Consider the following 13659-nt stretch of genomic DNA (forward strand, 5'->3'; position numbering starts at 1 on the left):
GCTGTGGATCCTCACGCTTGGCTGAGCTCAACCCTCAGTGCCGTCGCCAACGGCCATCAGCAGGGTAAGGTCGTTGAACTGCTTCCATGGAACTTCGCTGCAGAGGTGTGACCGGCACACCGCTTACACTGCAGAAACCAACGCAGTCATATGGTTACTGGGCTCCTGCCTGCGCAGGAGCGACGAAGGGGGAGGGTTTTTGTGGGGGAAGCAGAGGCCTCAGACGAGGCAAACAAGGAAGGCGGCCGGCGGGACGCTGACTACACGAGGAGGCCACTCATCGGGCAGCATCCCACCGGCCTTTTCCCCACGGACCCAGGAGATGCGGCGGACCCAGGCACTCCGTAGGGTTATCGATGCACGGCCCGGCAGGAAAAGCGATCCGTCTTTCCGGCGGCACTCCGTGTGCATTCGATGTCGCCCGCACGTTATCTGAGGCGGTTCGGGAATCAACACAAGACCAGGCCCCGGCGACAACTGTCGTGGGACTTAGTAAATCTGTAACCTTAACGGGGATGTCGCCGGAATGCTCCGCATGACGACACCGGGACGCCGGAATGACTGGCCAGGCCGGCCCTTCAGGCGTCGCCGAGATAGGAGCGGACGGTTTCCAGGAACTTGGCGACCGAGATCGGCTTGGAGATATAGGCCTCGCAGCCGCCCTGGCGGATGCGCTCCTCGTCGCCCTTCATGGCGAAAGCCGTAACGGCAATCACCGGAATGGTGCTGAGTTCGTCGTCTTCCTTGATCCACTTGGTCACTTCCAGGCCCGAGACCTCGGGCAACTGGATGTCCATGAGGATCAGGTCCGGACGGTGGGTCCGGGCGAGATTCAGGGCTTCAATGCCCGTCCGGGTCTGCAAGGTGTCATACCCATGCGCCTCCAGAAGGTCATGAAAGAGCTTCATGTTGAGCTCGTTGTCTTCGACGATCAGCACGGTCTTTGCCATGAATGCTGCCTTTTGCCGGAACCGGCCGGATGTCTGGAGGAACCGCAGACTGGCACGCCCTGAGGACAGGCATGCACAAGCCCCTCGCTTGAGTTAGGAAGATGGTAGCGCGGAATCGTTTCAGAAAGGCAAAAATGCAATGACAAGTCGTCCGATCAAGACGATGACCTTTGAAAAGGCAGAGGAAATCGCAACTGACGTGTTGCTGCACCTGGTTCGCGAGCCCGAACTGGTCGGCCGCTTCCTTGCTGTCTCGGGGATTGGCCCGGAATCGATTCGAAGCGCTGCCACCGAGCCGGGGTTTCTCGCCGGTGTCCTGGAATTCATGATGGGGGATGAACCGCTGCTGCTCGCCTATTGCGAGAACTCCGGATTGCGCCCGACGATGATCGCCGCTGCCCGGTTTGCGCTGGTGGGGGATGACCATTTCGATGTCTGATTTGCACGCCCCTGCCCGCGAAGTGCTGGACCAGATCGCCGCCCTGCCCGCGACCAGCGGCCGCCCGCTGGTCATCTGCGATGTCGACGAGGTGGTGTTCCACATGATCGCGCATCTGGAGACATTCCTCGCTGCGCGCGACATGGGCTTCCTGCGCCATGCCTATCAGTTGACCGGCAACATTGCCCGCAAGGACAGCGACACGCCGATAGGCCAGGACGAGGTGCGCCGCATACTGCTCGAGTTCTTTGCCGAGACCAGCGACAAACAGCGCCCGGTGGACGGCGCTGCGACAGCCCTTGAGCGTCTCTCGGCTGACTGTGAGGTGATCTTCCTGACCAACCTGCCCGGCAGCGCCAACAAGCCCGCGCGCGAGCGTCTGCTCGCCCACCACGGCATGCCTTATCCGGTGGTCACCAACTCAGGTCCCAAGGGCGGAGCTGCCGCAGCCCTCTCCGCCGGGCGCGGCCGGCCCGTGGTCTTCATCGACGACAGCCCGCAGAACCTGAAATCCGTCAATCTGTGCCTGCCGGAAACTCATCTGGTCCAGTTCGTCGCCGATGACCGCTTTCGCGCTGCCATCGATCCGCTACCCGCCGTCGGGCTCTTGACAGGAGACTGGCAGGAGACAAGCGCTCATATCCTGACTATCCTCAAGCGGAGCTAAGCCGGCTCCATGCCGCAGGGGCGGCCGCAGGACAGGCCCTGAGGTCTGGAGGATCCCATGTGCAACACCGCAGACCGGGCGCCTGCGATCCGCAGCCTGTGCCGGGACTGCGGTGCGCGCTTTGCCGCCGACCGCACACGCTGCCCGCAGTGTGGCAGCCCGCGCCTTGTTGCCCATTCCGAGTTCGACAGCCTACCAATCGCCCATGTCGACTGCGATGCCTTCTTTGCCTCGGTGGAAAAGCGCGACAACCCTGCGCTGGCCGATCTGCCGGTGATCGTCGGCGGCGGCACGCGCGGGGTGGTCTCCACCTGCTGCTATATTGCCCGCATCCACGGGGTGCGCTCGGCCATGCCGATGTTCAAGGCGCTGGAGGCCTGCCCGCAAGCGGTGGTGATCAAGCCGGACCTGGCGAAATACTCCGCCGTTGGCCGCCAGATCCGCGAGCGCATGCTGGCGCTGACGCCGCTGGTCGAGCCGCTGTCGATTGACGAGGCCTTCCTGGACCTCACCGGAACCGAACGGCTGCACCAGGCCAGTCCGGGCGAGGTGATGGCCCGGTTTGCCCGCGAGATCGAGCGGGACATCGGCATTACCGTGTCAGTTGGCCTAGCACCAAACAAGTTCCTCGCCAAGATTGCCTCGGAACTCGACAAGCCACGCGGCTTCGCGGTGATCGGCAAGGCGGAAGCCGCAACCTTTCTGGCGGAGCGATCCGTCAGCGTGATCTGGGGTGTCGGCAAGGTGTTCCAGGCACGGCTCGCCGCAGACGGCCTGACCACCATCGGACACCTGCAAAAGATGGATCCGACGGACCTGATCCGGCGCTATGGCAGCATGGGCATCCGGCTGGCCAAACTCTGCCGGGGAGAGGACGACCGTCATGTCACGCCCAGCCGGCCGGCCAAGAGCGTCAGCGCGGAAACGACGTTCAACTCCGACCTGTCCGGCCTTGCCGACCTGCGACCCGTGCTGCGCGACCTTGCCGAGAAAGTGGCTCGCCGGCTGAAGGCTTCCGATCTGGCCGGGCGTACGGTGACGCTGAAGCTGAAGACGTCCCGGTTCCGCCTGATCACGCGGTCGCGCCAGCTGGCCGATCCGACCCACCTCGCCGACCGCATCTTTCGCCTCGGCGATGACCTGCTGGCCGATGTGGCGCGGGGCGAGGCCTTCCGCCTGATCGGCATCGGCGTCAGTGACTTGAGCTCCGGGGCAACAGCCGATCCGGCGGACCTCGTCGACGAGGAGGCCGGTCGCCGCGCCAGGGCGGAGGAGGCGATGGACAAGGTGCGCGAGAAATTCGGCAAGGCCGCCGTCGAAACCGGACTGGTGCATGCGGCAAGACCGCGGGGACGGACCTGAGGCACCAGGACACGCAGGGGCTCTGCGTCTTCTGCCGTGATCATCGCCGCCCCCGTGCGGGGATCAACGCAAGCCGGCAGCCCCGGCAAACGAAGCGCATCGTAGCCGTCGAGGCCGAATGGATCCCCGCACCAGGCGGGGATGACTGCAGAGGGGGCTGTCGTCGCAAAAGTTTGCGGACCGGAGCTGCCAAGGCGCGGAGCGAACGCGCTAGAGATGGCCGCGAACCTCGTCCCCTTACTGGCAGTCGGTCATCGGGTAGACGACGAGATCCTTCAGCTGGCCCTCGATCTTGAAATCGCCATAGTCGAGCATAAGCCGACGGGTGACGCCGTTTTCATACAGAAGAAAACTGATCTGGTAGACCGGCGTAACCTCGCCGCCCTGGTCCAGCTTCGGGTCGAAATAGGCAATGGTGACCGGCCAGCGGTTCGCCGCGCCAATGCGCTCGACGGCATCCGCAGTGTCTTCTCCCGCGCTGTCTGCGCCGGACTGGGTCGCTCCGATGACGGCCGACGTGGCATAAACCTTGTCGCCGGTCTCCGCGCCGTCAAACACCTGGGCTTCGAAGAAGGACTGCCCCTTGTTGGCAGCGCTAATCATGGCCTTCAGATGCGAGATCGGGAAATAGACATCGCCGTTGATGTCGACCTTCTTTTCCTCCGGCTTGACGAGACCGATCTTCAGCTTGTCCTTGGACCCTTGTGCCGTACCCCGGGTTTCCTCGCTGAGGTCCTGGTCGATATAGGTCTGGGACAGGAACTGATAGCGGCCGGACTGCGGCTCCTCGAAGGACGACGTGCGCAGGTCCGTCACCTGCGCCAGACCGCTTTCATCCTCGAAGCGGCTGACAAAGCGGAACGTCACGCTGTAGCCATCACAGGAGTTGCCGGAAAATTCGTAGACCATGCGACCGCTCAGCGCTGCGATGCCCGTGCCCTCTGCAGCCTCGCCGAGCTTCATGTCATAGATCGCCCGATGCGGCATGAGCGGCACGCCGGCAGCCTCTGCAGCAGCCATCCCGAAAACAGCAAGGCCCATGCCAAGGACGGCGGCGACGGACAGCGCACGAAACGACGCTGCAAATGCGGACATGGACAGGCTCCCAGGATCAGGCCAGATACGCGGCCACCAATCTGTCTTCCCTAGCACATTCCCGGGCCATCGTGGCAAGTCCGATGGCAATTCCCCCAGCCGGCGAAGCACTGTGCGGCCAGGCCGCAGAAATGCCATGGCAAGAGGCGGGGCGGCGGCGGTTTTGGCCTTGCCCGCCTTCCGGATTCCGGGCATCAAGACCTCGGTTCCGCCCCCGGTTGCCCTTCGGGCTCCAGCCTTTTGAACAGGATGATATCATGTCTGAATCGATTGAAGCGCGCCTCGCCGCCCTTGGCGTTTCCCTGCCGACCCCGGCCGCCCCGCAGGCCAACTATGTGCCAGTCGTGCGCACCGGCAACCTGCTGTTCGTCTCCGGCCAGATCCCCATCGGCCCGAATGGCATCGAGTTCGTCGGCAAGGTCGGCCAGGAGTTCGGCATCGACGAAGGCCGCGCTTGCGCCCGCCTGTGCGGCATCAACATCATCGCCCAGGCCAAGGCTGCCATCGGCGACCTGGAAAAGGTCGTGCGCATCGTCAAGCTCGTCGGCATGGTCAACTCCACGCCGGACTTCACCGACCAGCCGAAGGTGATCAACGGCTGCTCCGACTTCCTCGTCGACGTGTTCGGCGACAAGGGCCGTCACGCCCGCTCCGCCGTTTCCGTTGCCTCGCTGCCCTTCGGCGTCGCCGTCGAAATCGAAGCGGTCATCGAAGTCGCCTGACAGACACGAGGGGCAGTGGCCAGTGCCGCTGCCCCACACCGCGCGCGCCGTCCTGTCCGTGCGCTACGCCTCGCTCCCCTCCCCCGCCGCCCCATCGGATCCCCGTCATGACCGACACGTCCTGGATTGTCGCCCGCCCGATTGCCCATCGCGGCTTCCACACCGCCGCCGCCGGCATCATTGAAAACAGCCCGACCGCCATCGCCGAGGCCATCTCGCGCAATTACGCCATCGAGGTGGACCTGCAGGAAACCGCCGACGGCCGCGCCATCGTCTTCCATGATGACGACCTGGACCGGCTGGCCGATGCCAGCGGCCCCGTGATTGCCCGCACTGCCAGCGACCTGGTCGCCATCCGCATGAAGTCGGGCACGGACCGGTTGTGGCTGTTCGAAGAGCTGCTGGAGCAGGTCGCCGGCCGCGTCACGCTGGTGGTCGAGGTCAAGTCGCTGAACAAGGCCGATGCTCAGGCCGCTTTTGTTCACCGCATCTGCGACATTGTGCGAGGCTACAAGGGCCCGCTGGTGCTGAAGTCCTTCGATCCGGACATGCTGTCGGTGATGCGCGCCTATGCGCCCGAGATCCCGCGCGGCATCGTCGCCGATCGCACGCCGAACGAGGGCGAATACCGCAAGCTGACGCGCATGGACCGCTTCATCATGCGCCACCTGCTGCATTTCCCGCGCACCCGGCCGCATTTCATTTCCTACCATTACAAGGACCTGCCGATGGCTGGCCCGAGCCTCTTGCGCAAGGTCTTCGGTCTGCCGATCATGACCTGGACGCTGCGCAACCCGGCCGACAAGGCCCGCGCGCTCGCCCATGCCGACCAGATCATTTTTGAAGGTTTCGAGGCGGATCAGGTCTGAGGCGAGAAGCAGACGACACAGTTGTCGCGCTGTCCGGTGCTGGTTCGCAGCATCTAACGCCCTTTCCGCGCTGTCCCGGCCTTGTGCCGGGACCTGTTCTTGGGGGGTTGCCGAACGAACGGTCGATAGCCCGGACGGGCCTGACAGGTCCCGGCTCGAGGCCGGGACGGCGCGGAAAATGGCACGGCCTGGACGATCAAAGCCCCCTTGCGGCGGCAGGGCAGTGATCTACCTTCTCACAGGAACTGTCATCCAGCCGCTGAGCCATGGCTCTCCCGCCCGGCCATTCAAAGGGTCCAATCCTCATGAGCGCCACACCGCCTCCGGCTGACGACTGCAAAGCTGCGGTCTCCGACATCGAGGGCAGCGGCGCGAAGGGCAGCGGCCCGATGGTGACCGAGGCGCGGCTGCGCATCCTGAACAGCCTGTCGGAGATCGGGGCCGAGGTCTGGGACGGGCTCGCCAATCCGACTTTTGCCCTCAATGGCGATGGCAGCTTGAGCCCGCGCGTGCGGCTCGATGGCGCGGAAGCCGAACCCTACAATCCCTTTCTTGCGCACGGCTTTCTGGAGGCTCTGGAGGCGTCCGGCTGTGTCGGCGGGCGCACAGGCTGGATCCCGCGTCATATGGTGCTGGAGGACACGGAAGGCTCCGTCCTTGGCGCCGTGCCGGCCTATCTCAAGACCCATTCGCAGGGCGAGTATGTCTTTGACCACGGCTGGGCCGAGGCCTTTCACCGGGCCGGCGGCAGCTACTATCCGAAGCTGCAGGTCTCCGTGCCCTTCACGCCGGCGACCGGGCGACGCTTTCTGACCTCGCCGCTGCATGACCGCGACAGCCTGACGGCGGCACTGGCCGATGGCCTGGTGGAGGTGTGCAAGCTGTCGGAGGCCTCCTCCGTCCATGCCACGTTCCTGACCGAGCCGGAATGGACCCTGCTGGGAACCGAGGGCTACCTGCAGCGCACGGACCAGCAGTTCCATTGGCTCAACCGGGATTATGCCAGCTTCGAGGCCTTTCTGGAGGATCTCGCCTCACGCAAGCGCAAGACGATCCGCAAGGAGCGGCGCGAAGCGCTGGAAAACGGCATCTCCATCGAGTGGCTGACCGGCAGCGATATTACGGAAGCGCATTGGGACGCGTTCTTCGCCTTCTACATGGACACAGGCTCGCGCAAGTGGGGCCGGCCCTATCTCAACCGGACGTTCTTCTCGCGGATCGGCGAGCGGATGGCCGGGCGCATCCTCTTGGTGATGGCCAAGCGCGACGGGCGCTACATTGCCGGAGCAATCAACTTCATCGGCTCGGACACGCTCTATGGCCGCAACTGGGGCTGCATCGAGCATCACCCCTTTCTGCATTTCGAGGTCTGCTACTATCAGGCCATCGACTTTGCCATCGCGAAAGGCCTGAAAGTCGTCGAGGCCGGAGCCCAGGGCGAACACAAGCTGGCGCGCGGTTACCTGCCGGTGCTGACCCGGTCGGCCCACTGGATCGCCCATCCGGGCCTCCGGCACGCGGTCGCCGACTATCTGGAGCGGGAACGGGCCGCGGTGGCAACGGAGGCCGAGATGCTCGCAGACCTCGCGCCTTTCAGGAAAACATGAAGCAATTCATTTACCTGGCGAACAGATCACCGCAACCGATTCGAATGACTCGTCTTTGTGCCGCAATCAAACACCGCTATCAGCTTGCTGTTGCAGTCCGGCAGGACGTGAAGCTAGGCTAAGGAGCAACACCTTCTCCCCTGTCACCGGAGCATTTGATGTCCGCACCCGCCACCACCGCCTATGATGCCGGCAACATCTTCGCCAAGATCCTGCGCGGCGAACTGCCGAGCCATACCGTCTATGAAGATGCCAAGACGATCGTCATCATGGACATCATGCCGCGCGGTGACGGCCATGTGCTGGTGATCCCGAAAGCGCCCTCGCGCAACATTCTCGATATCGCGGAAGACGACCTCTTTGCCACCATGGCGACCGTCAAGAAGATGGCCCATGCCGTGATCAAGGCCTTCGACGCTGACGGAACGACGATCCAGCAGTTCTCGGAGTCTGCCGGCGGCCAGGTGGTGTTCCACACCCACTTCCACGTGATCCCGCGCTTCAAGGGCGTCGCGCTCGCCCCGCATGCCAGCGGCATGGCGGACAACGCCGTGCTGGCCGCCAATGCCCAGAAGATCCGCGCCGCTCTGGCCTGATGCGACGACGGACCGGGCGCAGCGAAGCCGAGCGCCCGGGCTTTCCGGATACAATCGGTTGCAGTATCGAGACCTCGACTCTCCGATCCCGGCTCGGCGCTTCGCTTGGCCGGGATGACGCCGGAGAAGCCGAGGGTTGTCATCAAGCTGTTCGGCTTAGCCGGCCTTGTCCGCCACCAGAGCTGCGGCAGCCGCCTCATGCTCGGCATCCAGCCGCTCTTCATCGGCAAAGACGTTCTGGAAGCTTGGCCGGCTGGTGATGCGGGCGGCGTAGTCCTTGAACACCGGCAGATCCGGCAAGAGATTGAACATCAAAAGCCAGCGCAGCGACGCGCCCCAGATGATGTCCGCCACCGAGATCCGGTCTCCCAGCATGTAGGGCGACTTTTCCAGATGCGCCGCCAGCATCGCGACCACCTTGTCGTAGGATCCATAGGGTGCCGTTTCCGCCGGAACCACGTTGCCGACAGCCTTGTCGACCACCGCCGGCTCGAACGCGGCGGCATAAAAGACCATCCAGCGCATGTAGTCAGCGCGGCGCGGATCGGTGATCGCCGGCGTGAGACCGGCGTCCGGATAGAGATCGCCGAGATAGAGCGCGATGGCGATGGTTTCGGTTACGATGGTGTCACCATGCTGCAGGGCCGGTACCTTGCCCAGCGGATTGATCGCCAGATAGGCCGGCGACTTCAGCTCCCCGGCCCGCATGTTGAGAACATGGAGGTCGTAGGGCATGCCAAGCTCGTCCATCAGCACGCGAACGGTGCTGGAACGGCTGCGGGGCGCGTAGTGGAGGGTCAGCTTGCGGTCGGTCATGTCAGGCTCCTGGTGTCCTGCCGGGCGGCAGTGAGGGTCTTCTAGCATCCCTCTCCTGACAACCTTCTGTCAGGAGACGAGCAGCAGCCAGCCGCCGATGAGCACGAATTCCGCTGCAATCACACCGAGGATAACCTGCTGCCGGAGGATGAGGAAGGCGACAAATCCCGTTGCCGCGGCCGCAATGCGCAAGCCCATCGGCGTTGCCTCCAGCGCGCCACTCGGGAACAGGATCAGCTTGGAAATCACACCCGCCACCAGCGCCGTGGCGATGGCGCGGACGAAGACCAAAAGCTCGCTGTCCTCGCGCATGCGGCCAGCGGCAAGAACACCCAGCCAGCGCCAGATGTCGGTCGCCAGCCAGCCGGCAACAACGATCATCACATAGGGCCAAAAATCGGCGATCACCTCGGCGCTCATGGTTCGCGCCCCCAGCCCAGATGCCGGGCGAGCTTCGTGCCGCCGTAGGCAAGGCAGCCCCCGATGATGCCGGTGAGAAGCAGATCCATCTCCGGCGCGACCAGGGCAAAGACGGGCCCGAGGCCAAGTCCGACGATCATCGCGGCCTTGTCGACCGACAGGCGGGCAGCGGTCCAGAGCGAGCAGAGGAAATAGACCGGGGTCAGCAGGAACAGAGCGCCCGCCACCATCGGTGGTGTCTCCTCCACCAGCACATAGGAAATGCCGGTGATGATCGAGACGGAACTTGTCAGGGTACAGGCAAAACCGAGAAAGAACGGCAGACGCGCCGGACGCGGCAGGTCCGGCAGGTTGCGCATGGCAAAGACCCAGGCTGTGATCGCCACGAAATGCGAGGCAAACAGCAGATGCCAGCGCTTCGTGCGCCCCTCGACCCGCAGGATGGGCACCAGCGCCATGGTCATGGGCATGAGACGCACCGAAGCCAGCGCAACGGCAATGGCAGCAGGGATCAATCCCACGCCGCTGGCCATGGCCCCGGTCAGGACCACGATGGAGGGCAGCGCCCAGACCAGCGCGGACATCAGGAGGGTCTCGGTCAGGGTGAGGCCGCTCTCCCGCGCAAGGCCGGCATAGCCGATGAAGGCGGCAACAAGGATGAAGCCCGGGATCGACACGGCCGCCCGCGCGCCGCGCAGCGCCCAGATGCGGGATCCCGCTTCGGGTGCGGAGGGCGTGGACGGCTCGGGCAGAGAGGCTTGCGAGGTCATGGGGCCGTGCGACTGAAGGGCGTGGGGCTTCTCGACCGACGCAGCAGACAGGGCGGCTGGCCGGTGGAATCCAGACGGGAAACTCAAGCCTAGCATCGCCCCCCTGCCCCTGCCACCCTTCAGGAGGAAACAGCAGGTATGCGTTTGGGGGAGAGGACGAGCAAGAGTTTTCCTGCGCCGTCCCGGCCGTGTGCCGGGACCCGTCACGCTGGCAAGGCACCGGATCACTGATGGCGCAGACAGGATTGGACGTCGGTCCCGGCTCAAGGCCGGGACAGCGCGGTGTTTGACCGGTACGCTTTGCGCAACAAAGAACCCGGCCGTTTCCAGCCGGATTGAACTTGATGGCAAACCTCGATCTCACCGAAGTCATCCCGGCCAAGCGTAGCGCCGAGCCGGGACCGGAGAGTCGAAGCCTCAAAATTTCAATCAGTTAATCCCGGAAGGACCTTGGCTCTCCGGTCCCGGATCTCCGCTTCGCTCTCGTCCGGGATGACTATCGAGGGCTCGGCATCAGTGTGAGCCCGGCCGCTTCCGGCCGGGCTTCTGATGTCTGCCGTGATCCCCTCAGTCCGCGAGCGGGACTTTCGGGACGAGGCTCTTTTTCGGGCGGGCCGGCGGAGCCTTGGCTTCGACCACCGGCTCAAGCTTCTTCGCCGCCGGCTTGCGCCTGCGCTTCGGCTTGGCAGCCGCTTTGGCAGGCGCCGGACGCAGCGGCTTGTCCTCGACCGATTCCAGCAGCAGCCCGGCCTTGTCCTCGCTCACCGAGACCTTGACCGTACCGCCCTTCTTCAGCTTGCCAAACAGCACCTCGTCGGCCAGCGGCCGCTTTATGTGCTCCTGGATGACGCGGCCCAGGGGACGCGCACCCATCTGGGTGTCGTAGCCCTTGTCGGCGAGCCAGGCGATGGCGTCCGGGGTCAGTTCGAAGGTCACGCCGCGGTCGGCCAGTTGGACTTCCAGCTGCATCACGAATTTCTCGACGACCTGATGGATCACCTCGATCGGCAGATTGTCGAAGGGAATGATCGCGTCGAGGCGATTTCGGAATTCCGGCGTGAACAGCTTGTTGATGGCTTCACGGTCGTCACCTTCCCGTCGCACCTGATTGAAGCCCACCGGCGCTTTGGCCATGTCGGCCGCGCCCGCGTTGGTGGTCATGATCAGGATGACATTCCGGAAATCGACCTGCTTGCCGTTGTGGTCGGTCAGCTTGCCGTGATCCATCACCTGCAACAGGATGTTGTAGAGATCCGGATGCGCCTTCTCGATCTCGTCAAGCAGCAGCACGCAATGCGGATGCTGGTCGATGCCATCGGTGAGCAGGCCGCCCTGGTCAAAACCGACATAGCCCGGAGGCGCACCGATCAGGCGGCTAACCGTGTGCCGCTCCATATACTCGGACATGTCGAAACGCAGCAGCTCGACGCCCAGCGACGAGGCCAGTTGGCGCGCCACTTCGGTCTTGCCGACGCCGGTCGGGCCGGAGAACAGGTAGCTGCCGATCGGCTTGTTCGGCTCGCGCAGACCTGCACGGGCGAGCTTGATCGCGCTCGCCAGCGTCTCGATGGCCTTGTCCTGGCCGTAGACGACCCGCTTCAGGTCGGCTGACAGCTTCGACAGCACCTCGGCGTCGTCCTTGGACACGGACTTGGGCGGGATGCGGGCCATTGTGGCAATCGTGGTCTCGATTTCCTTGACGCCGATGGTCTTGCGCCGGCGCCCTTCCGGCAGCAGCATCTGGGAGGCGCCGGTCTCGTCCAGCACGTCGATGGCCTTGTCCGGCAGCTTGCGATCGCTGATGTACTTGGCCGACAGCTCAACCGCCGTCTTGATCGCCTCGTTGGTGTACTTGACCTTGTGGAAGTCCTCGAAATAGGGCTTCAGGCCCTTGAGGATCTCGATGGCGTCGGTCACCGACGGCTCGTTGACGTCGATCTTCTGGAACCGACGGACCAAGGCGCGGTCCTTTTCAAAGAACTGGCGGTATTCCTTGTAGGTGGTCGAACCGATGCAGCGGATCGCGCCTGAGGCGAGCGCCGGCTTCAGCAGGTTGGAGGCGTCCATCGCCCCGCCGGACGTGGCACCCGCGCCGATCACCGTGTGGATCTCGTCGATGAACATCACCGCGCCGGGATAGTCCTCGATCTCCTTCACCACCTGCTTCAGCCGCTCCTCGAAATCGCCGCGATAGCGGGTGCCGGCAAGCAGCGTGCCCATGTCGAGCGAGAAGATGGTGGCATCCTGCAACACTTCCGGCACATCCTTGCGGATGATGCGCAGCGCCAGGCCTTCGGCAATCGCCGTCTTGCCCACGCCCGGATCGCCCACGAACAACGGGTTGTTCTTGGAGCGGCGGCACAGGATCTGGATGGTGCGGGAAATCTCGCTGTCGCGTCCGATCAGCGGGTCGATCTTGCCGACCTTGGCCTTCTCGTTGAGATTGACGCAATAGGCTTCCAGCGCGTCGGTCTTCTTCTTCGGCTTGGTCTCGACGTCCTCAGGCATGGCGGCTTCGTCCTCGACCCCCTGCACGGGCCGGGGCTCCGACAGACCGGGGCGCTTGGCAATGCCGTGCGAGATGTAGTTCACAGCGTCGTAGCGGGTCATGTCCTGCTCCTGCAGGAAATAGGCCGCATGGCTTTCACGCTCGGCGAAGATCGCCACAAGCACGTTCGCGCCGGTCACTTCTTCCCGGCCGGAAGACTGTACATGGATCACTGCGCGCTGGATCACCCGCTGGAAGCCGGCAGTCGGCTTGGAGTCCTCGTCACCATCGGTGACGAGATTTTCCAGTTCGGTCTCGATGTAGTCGATCAGGTTGCGCTTCAGCATATCAAGATCGACGTTGCACGCCCGCATGACCGCAGCTGCGTCCTGATCATCGATCAGGGCAAGCAGCAGATGCTCGAGAGTTGCATATTCCTGCTGGCGCTCATTGGCGAAGGCGAGCGCCTGGTGCAGGGCCTTTTCAAGGCTTCGGGAGAATGACGGCACGTGCTTGTCCCCTTACTTCTTCTCCATCACGCATTGCAGCGGATGTTGATGCTTGCGGGCGAAATCCATCACCTGGGTCACTTTCGTTTCAGCTACCTCATATGTGAAGACACCACATTCGCCGACGCCATGATGATGGACGTGCAGCATGATCCTGGTCGCTTCCTCCCGGTTCTTCTGGAAGAAGCGCTCGACAACGTGAATGACGAATTCCATCGGGGTGTAGTCGTCGTTGAGCAACAACACCCGATAGAGGTTGGGCCGTTTCGTGACAGTTCTCGTCTTGGTGACGACAACCGTTCCGCCTTCATCGTCTTCGTCCCGGCGTGATCCGCTTGCCATGCCTCGC

The 13659-nt window shown here is 63.8% G+C and carries 15 protein-coding genes; 8 read left to right on the forward strand and 7 right to left on the reverse strand.

Annotated features, from left to right (window positions below; all coding sequences use genetic code 11):
* Nucleotides 1-3: 3 nt before the first annotated feature.
* Entirely contained in the window at nucleotides 4-111 is a 108-nt protein-coding gene (locus C8348_RS22645) for a hypothetical protein (RefSeq protein ID WP_482811895.1), read from the forward strand.
* Nucleotides 112-578: 467 nt separating this feature from the next.
* On the opposite strand, the gene C8348_RS21125 is transcribed toward C8348_RS22645, so the two are convergent.
* On the reverse strand, nucleotides 579-950 hold the full coding sequence (locus C8348_RS21125; RefSeq protein WP_106755297.1) for a response regulator: 372 nt from the start codon (nucleotides 948-950) through the stop codon (nucleotides 579-581).
* 139 nt (nucleotides 951-1089) lie between these two features.
* Here C8348_RS21125 and C8348_RS21130 point away from each other — a divergent pair, with 139 nt between their 5' ends.
* From C8348_RS21130 to C8348_RS21140, 3 genes are read left to right on the forward strand one after another with little or no spacing between them, the layout of a single operon-like run.
* The gene (locus C8348_RS21130; protein ID WP_244294091.1) at nucleotides 1090-1389 is read left to right on the forward strand and encodes a DUF3572 domain-containing protein; all 300 of its coding nucleotides are present in this window, start codon (nucleotides 1090-1092) and stop codon (nucleotides 1387-1389) included.
* Nucleotides 1382-2056: a hypothetical protein gene (locus C8348_RS21135; protein WP_106755298.1), complete on the forward strand. Its 675-nt coding sequence runs from the start codon at nucleotides 1382-1384 to the stop codon at nucleotides 2054-2056. Before C8348_RS21130 ends, C8348_RS21135 begins: the two co-directional genes overlap by 8 nt.
* 57 nt (nucleotides 2057-2113) lie before the next feature.
* Nucleotides 2114-3418, forward strand: a complete 1305-nt coding sequence (locus tag C8348_RS21140; RefSeq protein WP_106755299.1) for a DNA polymerase IV — start codon at nucleotides 2114-2116, stop codon at nucleotides 3416-3418.
* A gap of 237 nt (nucleotides 3419-3655) precedes the next feature.
* Here the strand turns inward: C8348_RS21140 and C8348_RS21145 are convergent, their stop codons facing one another.
* A complete protein-coding gene (locus C8348_RS21145) occupies nucleotides 3656-4513 on the reverse strand; it encodes a cell envelope integrity EipB family protein (protein ID WP_106755300.1) in 858 nt (285 codons plus the stop codon).
* A gap of 257 nt (nucleotides 4514-4770) precedes the next feature.
* Between C8348_RS21145 and C8348_RS21150 the strand changes: the two genes are divergently transcribed.
* The 4 genes from C8348_RS21150 (at nucleotide 4771) to C8348_RS21165 (ending at nucleotide 8307) form a co-directional block, all read left to right on the forward strand.
* Nucleotides 4771-5235: a RidA family protein gene (locus C8348_RS21150; RefSeq protein ID WP_106755301.1), complete on the forward strand. Its 465-nt coding sequence runs from the start codon at nucleotides 4771-4773 to the stop codon at nucleotides 5233-5235.
* 107 nt (nucleotides 5236-5342) lie between these two features.
* Nucleotides 5343-6104, forward strand: coding sequence for a glycerophosphodiester phosphodiesterase family protein (locus C8348_RS21155; RefSeq protein ID WP_106755302.1), 762 nt, complete (start codon nucleotides 5343-5345; stop codon nucleotides 6102-6104).
* A 389-nt stretch (nucleotides 6105-6493) separates the two neighbouring features.
* Nucleotides 6494-7711, forward strand: coding sequence for a GNAT family N-acetyltransferase (locus tag C8348_RS21160; RefSeq protein ID WP_106755332.1), 1218 nt, complete (start codon nucleotides 6494-6496; stop codon nucleotides 7709-7711).
* Nucleotides 7712-7869: 158 nt separating this feature from the next.
* Entirely contained in the window at nucleotides 7870-8307 is a 438-nt protein-coding gene (locus tag C8348_RS21165; protein ID WP_106755303.1) for an HIT family protein, read from the forward strand.
* A gap of 156 nt (nucleotides 8308-8463) precedes the next feature.
* Here the strand turns inward: C8348_RS21165 and C8348_RS21170 are convergent, their stop codons facing one another.
* The 5 genes from C8348_RS21170 to clpS form a co-directional block, all read right to left on the reverse strand.
* Nucleotides 8464-9123 (reverse strand): glutathione S-transferase family protein, encoded by a 660-nt coding sequence (locus C8348_RS21170; protein ID WP_106755304.1) that lies wholly within the window; start codon nucleotides 9121-9123, stop codon nucleotides 8464-8466.
* 69 nt (nucleotides 9124-9192) lie between these two features.
* Nucleotides 9193-9543: an AzlD domain-containing protein gene (locus tag C8348_RS21175; RefSeq protein ID WP_106755305.1), complete on the reverse strand. Its 351-nt coding sequence runs from the start codon at nucleotides 9541-9543 to the stop codon at nucleotides 9193-9195.
* Complete coding sequence (locus tag C8348_RS21180) at nucleotides 9540-10313, reverse strand: AzlC family ABC transporter permease (RefSeq protein WP_106755306.1); 774 nt, start codon at nucleotides 10311-10313, stop codon at nucleotides 9540-9542. The genes C8348_RS21175 and C8348_RS21180 overlap by 4 nt, the downstream gene beginning before the upstream one ends.
* Nucleotides 10314-10880: 567 nt before the next feature.
* Nucleotides 10881-13310: an ATP-dependent Clp protease ATP-binding subunit ClpA gene (gene clpA, locus C8348_RS21185; RefSeq protein WP_106755307.1), complete on the reverse strand. Its 2430-nt coding sequence runs from the start codon at nucleotides 13308-13310 to the stop codon at nucleotides 10881-10883.
* 12 nt (nucleotides 13311-13322) lie between these two features.
* Entirely contained in the window at nucleotides 13323-13652 is a 330-nt protein-coding gene (clpS, locus tag C8348_RS21190) for an ATP-dependent Clp protease adapter ClpS (protein WP_106755308.1), read from the reverse strand.
* Between the last annotated feature and the right edge of the window lie 7 nt (nucleotides 13653-13659).

This window comes from Pannonibacter carbonis (genome assembly GCF_003012935.1).
Taxonomy (GTDB): Bacteria; Pseudomonadota; Alphaproteobacteria; order Rhizobiales; family Stappiaceae; genus Pannonibacter; species Pannonibacter carbonis.